General features: G+C 41.6%; 15 protein-coding genes. All 15 read right to left on the reverse strand.

The genetic code is table 11. From position 1 onward, the window contains the following. Positions 1-53 precede the first annotated feature (53 nt). The gene (locus D8803_RS01960; RefSeq protein WP_131200075.1) at positions 54-434 is read right to left on the reverse strand and encodes a hypothetical protein; all 381 of its coding nucleotides are present in this window, start codon (positions 432-434) and stop codon (positions 54-56) included. A gap of 326 nt (positions 435-760) precedes the next feature. Then, positions 761-3,553, reverse strand: a complete 2,793-nt coding sequence (gene ileS / locus D8803_RS01965; RefSeq protein WP_131200076.1) for an isoleucine--tRNA ligase — start codon at positions 3,551-3,553, stop codon at positions 761-763. Between the two features lie 254 nt (positions 3,554-3,807). Beyond that, on the reverse strand, positions 3,808-4,692 hold the full coding sequence (locus tag D8803_RS01970; protein ID WP_131200077.1) for a DivIVA domain-containing protein: 885 nt from the start codon (positions 4,690-4,692) through the stop codon (positions 3,808-3,810). 8 nt (positions 4,693-4,700) lie between these two features. Then, positions 4,701-5,492 (reverse strand): RNA-binding protein, encoded by a 792-nt coding sequence (locus tag D8803_RS01975; RefSeq protein WP_061417184.1) that lies wholly within the window; start codon positions 5,490-5,492, stop codon positions 4,701-4,703. Next, positions 5,489-5,749 carry a YggT family protein gene (locus tag D8803_RS01980; RefSeq protein ID WP_000576498.1) on the reverse strand — a complete coding sequence of 87 codons (261 nt, stop codon included), beginning with the start codon at positions 5,747-5,749 and terminating at the stop codon, positions 5,489-5,491. Before D8803_RS01980 ends, D8803_RS01975 begins: the two co-directional genes overlap by 4 nt. Next, the gene (locus tag D8803_RS01985) at positions 5,749-6,285 is read right to left on the reverse strand and encodes a cell division protein SepF (RefSeq protein WP_061417185.1); all 537 of its coding nucleotides are present in this window, start codon (positions 6,283-6,285) and stop codon (positions 5,749-5,751) included. The genes D8803_RS01980 and D8803_RS01985 overlap by 1 nt, the downstream gene beginning before the upstream one ends. A gap of 9 nt (positions 6,286-6,294) precedes the next feature. After that, a complete protein-coding gene (locus D8803_RS01990) occupies positions 6,295-6,966 on the reverse strand; it encodes a YggS family pyridoxal phosphate-dependent enzyme (RefSeq protein WP_125453360.1) in 672 nt (223 codons plus the stop codon). Positions 6,967-6,969: 3 nt separating this feature from the next. Next, positions 6,970-8,226, reverse strand: a complete 1,257-nt coding sequence (gene ftsZ / locus D8803_RS01995) for a cell division protein FtsZ (protein WP_004243484.1) — start codon at positions 8,224-8,226, stop codon at positions 6,970-6,972. A gap of 16 nt (positions 8,227-8,242) precedes the next feature. Beyond that, the gene (gene ftsA / locus D8803_RS02000) at positions 8,243-9,619 is read right to left on the reverse strand and encodes a cell division protein FtsA (protein WP_061417187.1); all 1,377 of its coding nucleotides are present in this window, start codon (positions 9,617-9,619) and stop codon (positions 8,243-8,245) included. Positions 9,620-9,853: 234 nt separating this feature from the next. After that, positions 9,854-10,558: a TIGR02206 family membrane protein gene (locus D8803_RS02005; protein ID WP_061417188.1), complete on the reverse strand. Its 705-nt coding sequence runs from the start codon at positions 10,556-10,558 to the stop codon at positions 9,854-9,856. Between the two features lie 195 nt (positions 10,559-10,753). Beyond that, positions 10,754-11,365 (reverse strand): NUDIX hydrolase, encoded by a 612-nt coding sequence (locus D8803_RS02010; protein WP_061417189.1) that lies wholly within the window; start codon positions 11,363-11,365, stop codon positions 10,754-10,756. Then, positions 11,352-12,725, reverse strand: a complete 1,374-nt coding sequence (locus tag D8803_RS02015; protein ID WP_131200078.1) for a UDP-N-acetylmuramoyl-tripeptide--D-alanyl-D-alanine ligase — start codon at positions 12,723-12,725, stop codon at positions 11,352-11,354. The genes D8803_RS02010 and D8803_RS02015 overlap by 14 nt, the downstream gene beginning before the upstream one ends. 84 nt (positions 12,726-12,809) lie before the next feature. Beyond that, a complete protein-coding gene (locus D8803_RS02020; protein ID WP_131200079.1) occupies positions 12,810-13,853 on the reverse strand; it encodes a D-alanine--D-alanine ligase in 1,044 nt (347 codons plus the stop codon). A gap of 173 nt (positions 13,854-14,026) precedes the next feature. Then, positions 14,027-14,623: a recombination mediator RecR gene (recR, locus tag D8803_RS02025; protein WP_050227134.1), complete on the reverse strand. Its 597-nt coding sequence runs from the start codon at positions 14,621-14,623 to the stop codon at positions 14,027-14,029. Between the two features lie 10 nt (positions 14,624-14,633). After that, a complete protein-coding gene (gene pbp2b / locus D8803_RS02030; protein ID WP_131200080.1) occupies positions 14,634-16,676 on the reverse strand; it encodes a penicillin-binding protein PBP2B in 2,043 nt (680 codons plus the stop codon). Positions 16,677-16,915: the final 239 nt, after the last annotated feature.

Genomic DNA, 16,915 nt, shown 5'->3' on the forward strand with positions numbered 1-16,915 from the left:
TAATTGTTCTCGATGGAGGATGAAATATTCCCACCCAAATAATTGGAAAACTACTACTCTTCAATTACAAATTTTTTCAATGTTCCAAAGTAAAGTGAACCACCAATAATGGTTAGAATTCCACCTACCCATCCCAACAATGGAATCAAGCCGACCGCACCACCTACAATGAGCAAAACAGAAGGTGCATTCGTAACACGTTCATCATCTTTATAATAAACAATAGCCACAATCCCCAGTACTAAAACAGCAATTTTAACCAATAACAAAATAATTGAGAGCCCTGTCAATGTCCCAACTGCTACATCTGCATCTTCAGTTGCCGCAGCAGCTCCAACAGCCATCATAAACATGATAGCTGGCGCTAAAAGCAATACAATTCCTGAAATAAGACCAAAAATAGCATTGACACGAGCAAGTGTATTTGTTTTCATAATAATCTCCTTAAAATTTTTATAGGTTTTATTCTATCATAATTTTTCTAAAAATTAAACAGTCTTATAAAATTTTATAATAAATATTGATTTTCAAAAATAATTTTAAGTTCTATAGTCTCTTGATAATTATTAGAAATCTAAAATTATGAGAAAACTGAATAGTTGTTTATTTTAATTATCTACACGGACAGGCTAGGAAAAACTTCATTTGAGGAAATAGACTAGTAAATTTTTCCATGATAAAACGCATAATATCAAGGTACTTGAGCTCTTGATATTATGCGTTTTTATGATTTTAGCGACTTTTCTCAGTCTCTTTCTGATTATTTCGCTTCAAATCCTTCTGCGACTGCATCCGCAAAGTTTTCTTCTACGATGCTTGCACAGTGGTCACAGATGACTGCGTGGTAGCTACGTTCTGCAGTTGTTGGATCGATACGACGGCAACGGTCACATACTTCACCTGCAGCACGTTCAACTGTGAAAGCTACATCCTCAAAGCTAACTGCACTTTCTGGAGCTACACCTTCTGCGATAGTCAATTCAGACACGATTAAAAGTTGGGCTACATTGCTGTTTACTGCTTCGAGCAAAGTTTTCACCACTTCATTTGGATAAACTGTTAGATGGGCTTCGAGTGATTTACCAATAACTTTTGCATTACGAGCTTCTTCCAAGGCTTTTTGAGCTTGTCCACGGAAGTCCATGAAGGCTGACCATGTATCCAAGATTTCTTCTTGGTTGGTAAAAGTTTCCGCTTCTGGTAATTCTGACAATTGAACAAAGTCTTCTGCTTCAAACTCTAAATATGACCAGATTTCTTCCGCAGTGTGAGGAAGGATTGGTGTCAAGAGTTTCGTGATTTTCACAAGAATGTCATAGAAGACCGTCTGCATTTGACGACGTTCCAGTGATTTTGCACCTTCGATGTAAACAACGTCTTTGGCAAAATCAAGGTAGAAGGCTGACAAATCAACGTTGATAAAGTTCACCAAGGCCTTGTAAATTGTCAAGAATTCAAAGTTTGCATAAGCATCACGAATCGTTTTCACAAGCTGGTTAAAGCGAATAGTCATATACTTATCAACGGAACGAAGTTCTTCATAAGCTACAGCATCCACAGTCGGGTTAAAGTCAGATGTATTGGCGATCAAGAAACGAAGAGTGTTACGGATCTTACGGTAGGTTTCAGAAACTTGGCTCAAGATGTCCATAGAGATACGAACGTCGTTGCTTGAATCTACACTTGTCACCCAGAGACGTAGGATTTCCGCGCCAAATTGTTTTTCAACATCGCTTGGAGCAATGGTATTTCCAAGAGATTTAGACATCTTCTCACCTTTACCGTCAAGGGCAAAACCTTGCGACAAGATTTGTTTGTAAGGCGCTACGCCATGGTTGGCAACTGATGTGATAAGTGATGAGTTGAACCAACCACGGTATTGGTCAGAACCTTCAAGGTAGAGGTCTGCTGGATATTTGAGTTCTGGACGGTTTACCACAACTCCGTTCCATGATGAACCTGAGTCAAACCAAACGTCCATGATATCTGTTTCTTTCTTGAATTCCCCATTTGGTGAACCTGGATGGGTAAATCCTTCTGGCAAGAGGTCTTTAGCATCACGTTCCCACCAGATAAGTGAGCCGTGGTCTTCAAAAAGTTGGGCCACATGTTCAATGGTTTCAGCTGTCATGATTGGTGTTCCGTCTTCAGCGTAGAAGATAGGAAGGGGAACTCCCCAAGCACGTTGACGAGAGATGACCCAGTCACCACGGTCACGGATCATGTTGTAAAGACGCACTTTCCCCCATTCTGAGTGGAACTTCACTTTTTCAATTTCATCCAAGATTTCTTGGCGGAATTTTGATACAGAAGCAAACCATTGTGGCACTGCACGCCAGATGATTGGTTTCTTGGTACGCCAGTCAAATGGATAGGAGTGAGAGATTTCTTCTTGAGCAAGGAGTAAATCACCCAGTTTTTCGATAACAGTCGGCACAACCTTGTCATAGAATTGACCCGCAAAGTCAGGGCCAGCATTTTCCATCATAATACCGCGTTCGTTAACTGTTACAGCAACTTCAAGGCCGTTGGCAACACCAACATTGTAGTCGTCCTCACCAAAACCAGGGGCTGTATGGACAATACCAGTACCAGAGTCAGTCGTAACGTGGTCACCAAGGATTACCAACTCATCTACAGCCGTATCCCATGGGTGGACTGTTACGATGTGATTCAATTCTTGACCACGGTAGGTTGCCAAGACCTGAACATCAGCCCAGCCAAATTTTTCAGACAAACTAGTCAACAATTCTGAAGCAACCACAAACTTACGAGTCTCACCAGCAGGTTGTACGACTACGTAATCAATATCAGCTCCAACAGTCAAACCACGAGAAGCTGTAATGGTAAATGGAGTAGTTGTCCAAACTACGATGTAAGTGTCTGTATCTAGGACACCTTTTCCGTCTTTGACGCGGTTAGCATAGTAAAGGGAAGTTGAAAGCAAGTCATGGTATTCAATTTCCGCTTCCGCAAGGGCTGACTCAGAAGACCATGACCAGTAAACCGGCTTGGCACCACGGTAGATGTAGCCTTTCTTAGCCATTTCACCAAAGACACGGATTTGAGCCGCTTCATAGTCTGGAGTCAAGGTCACATAAGGATTTTCCCAGTCACCAGAAACACCCAAACGTTTAAAGTCTTCTCGTTGTTTATCTACTTGAGAAAGAGCATACTCACGGCAAAGTTTCAAGTACTCAACCAAGTCCATTTCTTTGCGTTTGACACCTTGTTTTGCCAATACTTGCTCGATTGGCAGACCATGTGTATCCCAACCTGGAATATAAGGCGCATAAAATCCTGACATCGATTTCGAACGAACAATAATATCTTTAGAAATCTTGTTCATGGCGTGCCCAACGTGGATATTTCCGTTTGCATATGGAGGTCCATCATGCAAGGTGAAATGCGGTTTTCCTTGGTTCAATTCTTGACGACGTTGGTAAAGTTTCGCTTCGTCCCACTCTTTTTGCCATAGTGGTTCTTTAGTAGGAAGTCCAGCACGCATTGGAAATTCAGTTTTTCCAAGATTTAGGGTATCTTTGAGTTTCATTATATCTCCTTTATTATATAGACAAATTAAAAACCACGAATCGCTAAAAAGGACGAAAATCGTGGTACCACCTTTGTTCGGAAAAAGACTTTGTCTTTTCCCCTCTTGTCCCGTAACGTGGGAAACGTCCAGTCTTACTAATTTCAGACTGAATTACTTGAGAGGATAATCTCACCACTAGGGATTGCAGGACTCACACCGTCTCCTACTCGCTGGAAATATGGTTGGTCAGATCTTGTTCTCACATTTATTTCTTATAATATTGTAACGGATTCTTGTTGTGCTTCATGTCCAGTAATTGAAGAAGCAGTTCCAGTTGCTGATGGTGATACTGAGAAATACTCTGTCACGATTTCTGAATCCTCATGTTGTGACTCAACTGAATGAGACTGTATCTCTTCTACAAGCATATCAATGTCTAGGCCATGATTTTCCACTTGATTGTTAACTTGCTGGGCTTCAAACTCAGCCAATTCTTTGTTACCTGCTTCGATGCGGGCTTGTAACTCAGCCATTTCTTCAGGTGAAAATTGGCGAGTCACATCAATCGGCTCTTCTTCTGGTTGCGAAGGAACAGCTTCTCCCAAGACCTCTCCTACAACTTCCTTAAAGGCTTCATCACTTGTTTGGAGATAAGTCGCAGTCGGACGAAGAATGTCTTCCCAATCTGAAGATTCGACAATTGCCAACTGGCTCTCAATCGTAGATTTGAGACGTTGATGAAATACACGGCTTTTGTTTTTCAATTCCTCTGTCTCAACAGCTACTTTCTTAGCATTATCTGTTGCCTGACGTAGGATTTCATTAGCCTTGTATTTTGCCTCTTCAAGGAGGCGCTGGGCATCTTGCTCAGCCTGTTGAATAATATTGTTTGAGCGCTCTTGAGCAGCTTGCTTTACACGTTCAGCCGTATCTTGAGCAATCAAAACAGACTGGCTCAACGAATCCTTCATCTCATCAAAGTAAGACAAGCGCTCTTCTAAACTTCTAATGTGTCTTTCCATTTCGTGATTATTGCGAACTAAGTCCTCGTAATCACGAACAACAATATCAAGAAATTCATCTACTTCTTCTGGATCAAACCCTCTGAATTTCGTAGAAAAGGTTTTATCTTTAATTTCTAATGATGTAATTGGCATACTTTTCCTCACTTACTTAATAATAATTGGATAGTCAGTTTTATCTTATCCCTTTTAGTTTGCCCATTTTCTTTGACAATCTTCAGACGACCAAACTTTCTCACACTAATCAAATCCCCTACAGCTACTAGATAATCTAATTTTTCAATGGGGTGGTAGTTTACCTGAACAGATTTTTTCTCTATGAGTTGACTAGCCTGCTTTCTGGATAATTTCAAGGCACTTGATAAGAGGGCATCCAAACGAAAACTGGAAATCAAAATCTCTTGTTCTTGATAATTGATCTCAGATATAATTTTATCGGTGAAAGGACATTCCTCCAGCGACACAGGTAGTCTGGCAATCTTTTGTATCCCATCCTGAAACAGAGGGATAAAATCACGATTTACAAAGATCTGTGCTCTCTTTTCATCTACCAAGATATCACCAAAGAGCTTACGATCAATTCCTAGTTGATTGATGATTGTCCCCAAAATCTTTGCATGTGTTAGCTGTTCAAATCTACTTGGATAACGGATCTCTAGCAATGCCATTTCAAAATCTGACAGTGTCGGACTGAAATAGTCCAGATACAGAAGGACACGGACAAATTCCGTATGGATATATTCTCCGCTACTCACACAGCCCAGTCCATAGGTCCCAGCCAAAACCCTCAATATATGTTCCTGATGCGGGTTGACAAAAGCAGTGAGGACAGGAGTATAAGTATCTTCCACCCGCTTGATCCACTCTAATCCCTTATCAATAAAGGGAGCATCAGCAAGGGAAAAGTGCTGGTAAATCGCTTTATTTGTCATCATATTATCAACAAGAAACGAATCAAGCTGTCACCCAAAAAACGGACGATTAAGATTGCCAGCCAAATGGATAAATCCAAACCTCCAAATTGTAAAGGTAAACGGCGAAGTGGATCAACAATCGGTCTAACAAGCTTTTCCAGTAAACGTTCTAGTGAACTACCGTAAGAATTTGGAAACCAAGAGAGGAGTGCATAGATTAACAAAAGCAGGGAATAGATATTCACTGCATTTTGGATCAGACGAATTAGAAAAATCATTATTTCGCTCTACTTCGTTTAATATCAAAACCAAATTCTGCACTTTGAGAATCATCAGGCAACTTGATATCTTCAATATTCACAACCACATTGACTGGTGTCAACAAATACATTGTACTCGCAACTTTTTTCAGATTACCTGCCAAAACATGACGGGCACCGTCCAGATAGTCTAGACAACGACGAGCCTGAACCTCTGTCATGTACTGGAAGTCAATCAAGATACTTTCATTTCCAGCCAATAAATCCACAATCTCTGTTGCATCCTCATATTTTCTAGGATAACGAACATCAATCGTTACTTTTTCATCTGTACGATGACTTTGCATAGCCAATTCTTGTTGACGAGCATGTAAGCGAGTGATGTTGGCATCTTTTGAAGTGGTTGATTGAAACTGCGCTGGCAGTTCTTTAGAAGCTGAACTACTCGATGAAGCAATCATCTGTTCATCCTGAGGTTGATAAGTCGCAGTTGTTTCTTCCCCATCTTCTGTAAAATAATCTATAAATTTATCAAATCTATCTTTTAAAGACATAGATCTCTCCTATTTAAAAAATGCTGTGCCAATTCGAACAAAGGTCGAACCAAATTGAATCGCTTCCTTATAGTCACGACTCATGCCCATGCTCAACTCTGTCATCGGCATATTAGGAATTTGTTTTTCCCTAATTTCTGCTTGCAGTTCCTGAGTTTTCTTGAAAATTTGTTTCAATTCATCAGAATCTGCCTCAAAAGGAGCCATGGTCATCAAACCAACATACTCAATCTGATCTAGCTGAGCCAAGTTCGGCAAAAGTTCTAGTAATTCTTCTTTTGAAAAACCGTGCTTGCTTTCTTCTCCTGAAATATTGACCTGTAGGAAACACTTGATAACATGATCTGTCCTCTTTTGAATCTCCTGTGCCAATTTTAAGGAATCTAAAGCATGAAAGTAATCCACAAAAGGGATTACTTCTTTGACCTTCCGTCTTTGTAGCGTTCCAATCAAATGCCAAGTGACAGGGAATTCTTTTAACGTCTGATATTTTTCTAAAAATTTATCAACACGATTTTCACCAATATGATGAACACCCAGGGGAAGCAAGGCTTCCGCTGTTTTTACGTCCACATATTTCGTCACTGCAATAATTGAAACAGAAGCTGGATCACGATTGGCTTCTCGGCTAGCTTCAGCGACCTGCTGAATAACGAACTCTGTATTTTTTTTCAAATCCATTGATTAACGATTCTTGAAGAATGGAGGTGTGTCCAACTCATCTTCGTCCTGATAAGTCGGTGCTTCGAAACGTTCTACAGGTGATACGACTGAATCAGTTTGACGAACGATTGATTCACGACGCAAGTCCCAATCACCAAAAGCAGAAGATTGACTTGTTTCAAAGCGTCGTTGGCTTTGTTTTGGTAATTCTGCTGTATCTTCCAGGTCAAAATGACGATCAAAATTTTGAGGGTGCGGTTGTCTTGAGGCTTCACGACGAGCTGCTTGTTTTACTGGAGAACCAACAACTTTTTCTACACGTTCTTGACGAACACCAGTCGCTACAACTGTTACACGGATTTCATCTTTCATGCTTTCGTCGATTGATGTTCCAAGCCAGATATTCACTCCTTGACCAGCTGCTTGGTTGACGATTTCTGAAGCTTCTTCCGCTTCAATCAAGGTCAAATCAAGACCACCAGTAACGTTGACAATGACATCTTCAGCACCGTCAATGGTTGTTTCAAGAAGTGGTGAGTAAATCGCTTTACGAGCCGCTTCAACGACACGCTCTTCTCCACTGCCAATACCGATACCCATGAGGGCATTCCCTTTGTTTGCCATAACCGTTTTCACGTCAGCAAAGTCAAGGTTGATCAAACCTGGGTTGGTAATCAAGTCTGTAATCCCTTGAACACCTTGGCGAAGGACGTTATCTGCCTCGCTAAGAGCTTCAAGAAGTGGTGTTTTCTTGTCAACAATCTCTAGCAAGTTGTTGTTTGAGATAATCAATAGAGTATCAACATGCTCGCGAAGTTCGTTGATTCCTTCTACAGCGTACTGACCACGTTTGCTTCCTTCAAATCCGAAAGGACGTGTCACAACACCAACTGTAAGAGCTCCAAGATCTTTTGCAATGCGGGCAATAACTGGGGCAGCACCTGTTCCAGATCCTCCACCCATACCAGCAGTGATGAAAACCATGTCTGCCCCGCTGATCGCTGCTGTCAATGCTTCTTCGCTTTCTTCAGCAGCCTTACGACCAACCTCAGGTCGACCTCCAGCACCCAAACCACGAGTCAACTTTGGTCCGAGTTGGATAACTGTTTCAGCTTTTGTACTACTTAAGGCTTGTACGTCTGTGTTCGCTGCAATGAATTCTACGCCTGAAACACCTTCGTCGATCATGCGGTTAATAGCATTACCACCGCCTCCACCGACACCAATTACTTTAATAACTGCACCTTGAGCAGCTGCTGTATCAAATGAAAATGTCATAATTTCTTTTCCTCTTTTATTCATCAAACATGCTTCCGATCAAGCTGCGGAAACGGTCTGTTAATTTCGGTTTATCTTGAGAACTTACTTGGAATTCGTCTCTTGGAGCAAGGCCACTGTCAGGTGTGATTTCAGTTGCTGCAGTAGCTGGTTGCACTGGAGTTGTTTGTATAATCGGTGTCACACTTTGATTTGAAACACCAAAATTAATTGGTTTTTGACGAAGGAATTCATCTCCTCTGACTGCCTTTTGAGCCAGAAGATTCACTTCTGTCAATTTACCTGCAAACTCAGACAAGCTGATTACATGTGCAAAAGCAGGGTTGCGAATTCCCACTTGATTTGGCACATAGAGTTTCACTCGAACACCGAACACTTCTTGCGCCAATTCGACAACTCCTGGTAAAATCGCATTTCCGCCGATCAGAACGATACCACCCGGCAGATCCAACAAGTGTCTTCTGTCTAACTCCTGTTTAATTTGATCAAAAATATGTTTGATACGTGCTGAAATAATTTCTGCCAAGTAGCTTTCTGTCACTTCAACAGGCTCTACTTCACCAATGACTTCTACTTGGAAAGTCTCGTTACTTGCTAGTGGAACATAAGCTTCACCATAGTTTAGTTTCAAACTTTCTGCGATTTTTTGGGAAGTTTTTAAGACTTTGGAAATGTCTTTAGTAACATATTCTCCACCTTCTTGGTAGATATTTGTAAATTGCAATTCTTGATTGCGAATAGTTGCAACTGTAGTCTGCCCACCACCCATATCAATCACTGTCGCGCCAAACTCACGTTCTCCCTCATTGAGAACTGAATTGACAATCGCTAATGGTGAGATGATGACGTTGTCAACATGGATTCCCACACGCTCCACGGTTTTACGAAGGTTATGAAGAATGGTACGAGGTCCTGTGTAAAGTAAACCACGCATTTCCAAACGCACCCCCATCATGCCACGAGGGTCACGAATACCTTGGAAGCCATCTACGATAAATTCTTCTGGAATGAACGTAATCACTTCACGATCAGGCGTCATGCTCTTTGTCAAAGCCGATTTGACAACATTCTCTACGTCTTGATCTGTAATTTCTTTTGTATCTGATGTTACAGGAATCATTCCTTGAGTTGGTTCAACCTGCAAGAGGTTTGCTGGTAAACCAACATTGACAGACTTGATTGAAATTCCTGCCTTCTCTTCTGCTTGGGAAATTGCGGATTTAATTGCTGAAGCAGCAGCCTCAATATCAACGATAATCCCGTCTTTGACACCTTTACTCTTGGCATTGCTAACGCCAATTACATTTACTTCACCATCTCTATGTTCGGCAACCAGCACTTTGATGGAGCTAGTTCCGATATCTAAGCCTGTAAAAAAACCATCTCTAGTCATTACATTGCATCCTCTCTGTCTTCCAAGTTTCTCACTTCTATTTTCAATAACTGTGACGGACACAGCTATTCACAAAATATTATAACACAAAAAATCCAATCGTGCTTAGTTTTTCATAAATTTCCTCTAGGTTTTTTGTAAAAGTCTTTTAAACAATTTTCTCAGGAGCAATCATTATTTTTATATCCTTACAGCTATATTTTGCATATTTAATCAAAAAAAGAGAAGGCCTTTTTAAGCTTTCTCTTGAATAATTTTTTCTGCTCTTTGTTGCAAAAAGACCTCTACTACTTTTGCAGTCAAGCTGATTGCTGCTACCAACACACTGGACACGATGAGGTAGTTCGCCAATTGTCCGTGATTTCCCACTAGTGGTGGTTTATTTAAAAATCCATAATCTCCACCTACAACCAAGTTGACAATTCCTATCAAGGCATTTAGAGAAAATGTAATCACTGTCACATTTTTCAAATTGAGCAGGGAAGCTTCATAATTCTTAAACAAGTATAGGAGCGCATTCCCCAAAAGTGCCACGTGCCCGATGATAAAGGACAGGATGGTCACATGCGGAAACGGATAAGGGTCAAAGAGTGGGTAAGCCAGAGCTGCTGTTGCTCCAAAGGTTCCTAGAAGGGCAAAGTATTGCTTGTACTTGGAAGTCCCTGGAATCAAGAGCATGACAAACATGGCGATACGACAATGATAGAAGGGCAAACTTTCTGATAAGGGCATTTGATTCCCCCAATACCAGCTATACAGAACAATCAGTTGAAGAGACTGAAGGATCTGAATAAAGCGCTGGTAAGTCACTTTGTCGCGAAAGCGATAAGAAGCATAGAAAGTAAGAGCCAATAAACATAACAAACCAATATACCAGTGGAGTTCAAACTGGGGCGGTTCTGATATCTGTGTGGTAAATAATTGTTCCCACAAATTCATATTCTATTCCTCGTTCATCTAGCCAGAGCAGTAGAAAAGTCACTGCTCGACCTTTTTAATTTTTTTGAAAAAGCTTGATTCTATACCATGCATAGAATACTTGCGACTTAAATTCGCAACCTATTATATCATTTGTCTCGCAGAAATGCACCTTGCAGACACCCTTTTTTGATTTGCAGACTTCTCTAGCATAACCTAATCAATATATTGCTCTCTTTGTCCCTGATAAACCTGCCAAAGAATCTCCATCTGCTCCTTGGTAATGCGTTTTTCAGATAAGACTGGCAGTTGGTTAATGGCAAAAAATTGAAGGTCGGCAATTTCTTGATTCTCTTGAAATTGTCCGTCAAAAAGTTGGCATTCAAACACAAACTTTGCATATTGTTTGCTCTGTAGTTGGAAACGATTGGTATCAAAAACTGCAAGTAACCTTTCAGCTTTTGCTGTAAAACCGGTTTCTTCTTCAATTTCCTTGAGAATATTTTCAGTTGGAGAATAGCCGACTTCACCAAATCCACCTGGCAAAGCCCAACTATCCTCTCCTTTTCCTCTAACTAAACAGACTTTTTCATCCTCAACAATCCAAGCACGGACGTCCATCAGAGGAGTCGCGTAAGCGGAAGTTGGTTTCAAGACTTCTGCCACTTCTTCTGCATCGAGGTCTGATACCTGATTCAACATTTCGCTAAACAAACTTCGCAAGTCCTCGTATCGCTCACAGTCAAAAGGATCTTTTGTAAAGGTTAATCCAGTATCCGTAATAGCTAGCATTCTTTGCAGATACTTGGTAAAATCACTTGCATTCATTTTCTAAACTTTCTACCAACTTAGCTAGATTCATAGAGTTCGAGCCTTTGAGCAGAATTTGGTCATTGGCACCGAGGCTTTCCTTGACCTGCTTGACAAGGTCTTCAAATTGATCTTCGCTCGCAGTTTTCTTAAAGTAGAATACATGACCGATTGGGAACATTTGACTGGCAAGTTGGGCCAATTCAGCAATGTCTTCCCCGTAGAAAATAACCGTATCAAGCACATCTGGGGAAAGACTCAAAATCATCTGGTTATGGAGCTGAACAGATTGGTCACCAAGTTCCTTCATGTCTGCCAAGACCGCAATTTTCTTACCTCCTTTGTTGGCTGGGATGGCAGAGAATGTCTCCAAAATCAACTTCATAGCAGTTGGATTGGCATTGTATACGTCAGACAGAATATCTGCTCCATTGGCTGCTTTCTTCCACTCAGTACGATTACGGGTCAATTCTAGGTTCTGAAAGGCTTGACGAATTTGCTCCTCTGAAACTCCTTCTTGTAGAGCCACATAAGCAGCAATCATAGCATTGGTGGCATTGTACTTGCCAGTCACCGGCAAATCAAGGGCTTGCTCCAAGAAATTAGCCTTAAAAGTCAGACTGTCCTTGCGCTCAACTAAGCCTGTGATTTCCAGCTCTGCTCCTTGCCCAAAACGAACCAACTTTTTATCAGCGGGCAAATAGTCCTCTACAATGGAGTCGGCTGGTGTCAAAAGCAAAGAACCTGAAGCCATACCGTCTGCAATTTGCATTTTTCCCTTAGCAATCTCCGAACGGTCTTTGAAAAAGGCCAAATGGGCTTCTCCAACCAAGGTCACGATGGCTGTCTTTGGATGAGCCAATTCAGACAAGAAATGGATATCCCCCAAGTGATCCTGCCCCATCTCCAAGACCAACTTTTCTGTCCCCTCAGGCATATGGAGAACTGTGTAGGGAAGGCCAATCTCGTTATTGTAATTGCCTTGAGTTTTGTAGGTCTTGTAGGTTGTTGACAGTAAGTGCGCCAACATATCCTTGGTCGTTGTCTTGCCATTTGAACCCGTAACAGCAAAGACATCAACCGCTGTTTTTTCAAGATAGTAGGCTGCGAGAGTTTGAAAAGCAGTCAAGACATCGTCTACTAGAATGTAGGGATGATTTGCAACCTTTTTCTCGGATAAGGTTACTACTGCACCATTTTCAAAAGCTGTTTCGATAAAGTCGTGACCATCACGCGCACCCTTGAGCGGAACAAACAAATCTCCAGCAGTGATTAAACGACTGTCAAACTCAGCCTTTTCTAACTGAACATCTGCAAAGAGACTAACATCATTTTTAGCTCCAACAGCTTGGGCGACTTCACGGATTGTTAATTTCATTTCTACTCCTTTAAAAAGGGTTGAAGTCCGAGAACTCTAATCACCTAGCAGTGATGGTTCTGACTCCTACCCTCTCTTTCATTTTTATAGCAAATGGGCTTCGCGCTTGTCAAAGCTTTCCTTTGCAAGGTCAACCAAACGCTCAATTAGTTCTGGGTAGCTGATTCCCATATTGTCCCATAGCAGTGGATACATAGACCACTGGGTAAAACCTGGCATGGTATTAAGCTCGTTTAGGAAAATCTCGCCCTTATCTGTATAGAAAAAATCACAACGAGATAGACCTAGTCCACCAATCGCACGGAAGGCAGTTTCTGCATTTTGACGCATGACAGCTACCACATCATCACTAATCTTGGCTGGGATGTCCATGGTAATCTTGTTATCGATATATTTGGCATCATAGTCATAAAAGGCAACATCCTTGACCACTTCACCTGGCAAAGTGCTCCTGACATCGTAGTTGCCCAAGAGACCAATCTCGATTTCACGGGCATTTACTCCTTGCTCAACCAAGACACGGCTGTCATATTGGAAGGCAAGTTTCAATGCTTGACGGAGTTCCTCTTGATTTTCAGACTTAGAAATACCGACACTAGAACCCATGTTTGATGGCTTAGTAAAGACTGGATAAGTCAACTTTTCCTCAACTTCAGCGATTTTAGAGGTCACATCATCGCCTTCAACGATGGCCACATAAGGAACTTGAGCAATTCCTACTGATTCTAAAACACGCTTAGTCGTGATTTTGTCCATAGCAAGGCTGGATGACAAAATATTACAGCCGACATAAGGCATTTTCAAAATTTCTAAAAATCCTTGAACAGAGCCATCTTCTCCCATCGGTCCATGCAGAACCGGAAAGACCACAGCACCTTCTTTGTAGATGGCACTTGGCGCAATTTTCTTATCCCAGTCAATAGTCGCATTGGTCATGAGACGTTCCTCTTGACCTGGAGTCTGGCTAAATTCTTGCGTTTTGATAAAGTCACCTGACTGGCTGATGAAGAAAGTCTTGACTGTGAAACGGTCGTAGTTGACCGCACGCATAACACTTTCAGCTGAAAGGACAGAGACTTCACGCTCTGCACTCCGCCCACCGTATAAAAGAATAATTGTTTGTTTCATATTACTGTCCTATTTTCTAATAGAATACTCGCACCTTAGTATATCATATTTGCTTCTTTTTTGAAACTTGAACATGGTACTAGTAGTAAAGAAATATAAAAAGAGACCGATAACGACAAACTCGGTCTCCCCGTTCTTGTATAAATGAATTGAGTTCGTAAATTTGTTTACTCCTACAACTCTGTTCGATTTTCAATAGCTCGTAAGAGTGTGACTTCATCCGCATACTCGATATCTGCTCCCACGGCCAGGCCTCGTGCTAGACGAGTGACCTTGATACCAGCTGGTTTGAGGAGACGAGAGAGATACATAGATGTCGCTTCCCCATCTGCTGTCGCATTGGTTGCCACAATCACCTCTGAAATCTCACTATCCATGAGACGGGTCATAAGACTCTTGAGATTGATATCGTCTGGACTGATGCCATTCATAGGAGAAATGAGGCCGTGCAAGACATGATAGAGTCCGTGGTATTCTTGGATGTTTTCCATAGCTGCAACATCGCGACTATCTTCTAGCACTAAGATTGTTGTCTGGTCTCGAGTTGGATCTGTACAGATCGAGCAAGGGTCATCATCGGTCAAGCGACCGCAAATGGAACAATAGGTCAATTCCCGTTTAGCAGATAAGAGATTTTTGGCAAATTCATTGACATCGTCATCAGACATTCCAATAGTATAGAAGGCTAGACGGGTAGCCGTTTTGATCCCGATACCTGGTAACTTTGAATAGCTATCAATCAGCTTGGCAATAGGTGTTGGATACAGCATAAGTTCCTTTCTAATTCATTGGATGGTGTTGGTTATAGAGATTGATAATATCGCGTGCAATCGAAGGTCCGACACCGTTTGTAAGGTTGGTGTTATGAGGAAAGACGACTGCGACTGCGATTTGAGGATTTTCGGTTGGTGCATAGGCGACTGCGTTGGTATTATTGGCTTTTTGACCGCCATTAACGTAACTTTCGGCAGTACCCGTTTTCCCGCTGATGGAAACGGCTGCGCCATTTGAAAAGGCACGACCAGTTGTCAGAGCGCTCGTTCCATGAGAAACTTGATAGAAACCTTGTTGCAAGATAGCCATATCTGCTTCTGAGATATTAACCTTGTTCATTTCCTTGGTAGCTGTTTCTTGAACTAGACTACCTAAGCCACCTTGGTCATTGTTTCCATAAACCCCTTCAACGATGTGAGGAGCCAAACGTACGCCATTGTTTGCAATGGTCGCGACATACTGGGCTAACTGCATAGGTGTGTAGTTGTCAAACTGACCAAAAGCATTATTTAGATAGTTGGCCAAATCAAATTCTTTTGGTATAAATCCTGTTGATTCATCTGGAAGATCAATCCCTGTTGAAGCTCCGAGTCCATATTCCCCAAAGGTTGATCGCAATTTGCCCATAGCTGTATCTAATTGACTCGTTGCTACCATCATATTGGGTTTATAGGTCTGTCCCATTATTCCCAGAGCTGTTTGCACCATGTATGTATTTGAAGAATATTCCAAGGCTTCAACCGCTGTAATAGGGAAAGAACCATAGGACAAAGTGTACCATGAATTGATGGGAGCTGAACCTTGGAAAACAATCGGCTGGTCTGTCAAGGTTTGATTGCCTGACAAAACTCCATTTTCCCAGCCAGAGCTGATGGTTGCCGCCTTGACAACAGAACCTGGCACAAAGACGTTAGTGACTGTGCCTAGGGAGTCTGAGCTCAGTTTGCCTGATTCAACATCATGCTTGATACCAGACATGGCTAGAACTGCACCTGTTTTAGGATTGAGAGCGACTGCGTAGACCCCTTCCGAATATTTAGCGCCACCATTACTCAACTCGGAGTTGAAGTAGCTCTTAAGCAGGTCATCCACTCCATTTTGGAAAGCTAGGTCAATCGTTAGTTTGATATTGTTTCCTTTGCTTCCTTCCTCGACATTCTCCACACTTTCCATATTTCCGTGTTTGTCGAGGTGGATTTCCTTGACGGAGCGTTTGCCTTGGAGGACATCTTCATATTGCTTTTCAAGATAAGAAGTTCCCACTCGGTCATTGAGAGAGTAGCCTTTCTTGAGATAAGCGTCAACTTCCTCAGCTGGAAGACCGGACTTCTCATTTGAAACACTACCGACGATAGACGATAGAGATGTGTCTAGTACTTTTCGGTCCCATGAAGTTGAAATGCTGATCCCTGGTAATTCCTTGGATGCTGATGCGACGAGAGCGACCTGAGTATCATCCAAGGCATCTGTAGAAATGGTGCCCGTTGCAAAATTTTCAACAGCATTGAGCTGACTAAAGAGATAGATTTCCTTTTTCTGGTCATCTGTATAATTGAGTTGACTCACGTCAATACTTTCAACCGCATTATTGTAGAGAGTCGCTTCAGATAAGCGATTTCCATCTGAATCTAGACGTTTGTCACTTGGCAGATCCTCGACTGTTTTTTTGTAAATATCCTGGTCCGCCAAGTAATAATCTGCAATCTGTCGCTCTGTCAGATTAGGGGAGGTTACATTCACATATGTGAGAAGTTTCTTGGCTGTCTCCTTTAACTCTGCCGCCGTCATCTTATTGTTTCGTGTGAAAGAAACAACTTGCTTAAGTGTGTTTTCTACCAAGGGTTTCCCTGTTGCATCATAGATTTGGCCTCGAGCTGAACTAGTTGTCACCCTGGTCTGGCTGGCTGATGCCAACTTTGCTTCATAGAAATCTTTATTCAGTACCTGCATGTATAACAATCGACCGATAATGGTCATAAAGAGCAGGATGACAATGGCAAACAGTAAATTAAGCCGAATCGGAATCGAATGGCTATTGAATTTTCTCATACAACTAAGACTCTTTTCTAGAAAAATTTTCGATTTTCACCTTCATTTTCAGCTAAAATAATAGAGCAAACTGGTGAAGCTCAGTACTTCTCATTGTACCATATTTTACGGAGAAACTCTTGGAAAAGGAGAAGTATTTTTTGACTTTTATCTGAAAATGCCTTTTTATTTAGTTATCCTATCTTCTATGATATAATGATGTTAATAAGCAGGCAATCGTCAACTTTTAAGAGTTTGAC

This window comes from Streptococcus oralis (assembly GCF_003943385.1).
GTDB lineage: Bacteria > Bacillota > Bacilli > Lactobacillales > Streptococcaceae > Streptococcus > Streptococcus oralis_CA.

Coding starts and splice junctions, on each gene's coding strand:
- D8803_RS01960 (WP_131200075.1), bottom strand. CDS start 434: ATGAAAACAAATACACTTGCTCGTGTCAATGCTATTTTTGGTCTTATT.
- ileS (WP_131200076.1), bottom strand. CDS start 3,553: ATGAAACTCAAAGATACCCTAAATCTTGGAAAAACTGAATTTCCAATG.
- D8803_RS01970 (WP_131200077.1), bottom strand. CDS start 4,692: ATGCCAATTACATCATTAGAAATTAAAGATAAAACCTTTTCTACGAAA.
- D8803_RS01975 (WP_061417184.1), bottom strand. CDS start 5,492: ATGATGACAAATAAAGCGATTTACCAGCACTTTTCCCTTGCTGATGCT.
- D8803_RS01980 (WP_000576498.1), bottom strand. CDS start 5,749: ATGATTTTTCTAATTCGTCTGATCCAAAATGCAGTGAATATCTATTCC.
- D8803_RS01985 (WP_061417185.1), bottom strand. CDS start 6,285: ATGTCTTTAAAAGATAGATTTGATAAATTTATAGATTATTTTACAGAA.
- D8803_RS01990 (WP_125453360.1), bottom strand. CDS start 6,966: ATGGATTTGAAAAAAAATACAGAGTTCGTTATTCAGCAGGTCGCTGAA.
- ftsZ (WP_004243484.1), bottom strand. CDS start 8,226: ATGACATTTTCATTTGATACAGCAGCTGCTCAAGGTGCAGTTATTAAA.
- ftsA (WP_061417187.1), bottom strand. CDS start 9,619: ATGACTAGAGATGGTTTTTTTACAGGCTTAGATATCGGAACTAGCTCC.
- D8803_RS02005 (WP_061417188.1), bottom strand. CDS start 10,558: ATGAATTTGTGGGAACAATTATTTACCACACAGATATCAGAACCGCCC.
- D8803_RS02010 (WP_061417189.1), bottom strand. CDS start 11,365: ATGAATGCAAGTGATTTTACCAAGTATCTGCAAAGAATGCTAGCTATT.
- D8803_RS02015 (WP_131200078.1), bottom strand. CDS start 12,725: ATGAAATTAACAATCCGTGAAGTCGCCCAAGCTGTTGGAGCTAAAAAT.
- D8803_RS02020 (WP_131200079.1), bottom strand. CDS start 13,853: ATGAAACAAACAATTATTCTTTTATACGGTGGGCGGAGTGCAGAGCGT.
- recR (WP_050227134.1), bottom strand. CDS start 14,623: ATGCTGTATCCAACACCTATTGCCAAGCTGATTGATAGCTATTCAAAG.
- pbp2b (WP_131200080.1), bottom strand. CDS start 16,676: ATGAGAAAATTCAATAGCCATTCGATTCCGATTCGGCTTAATTTACTG.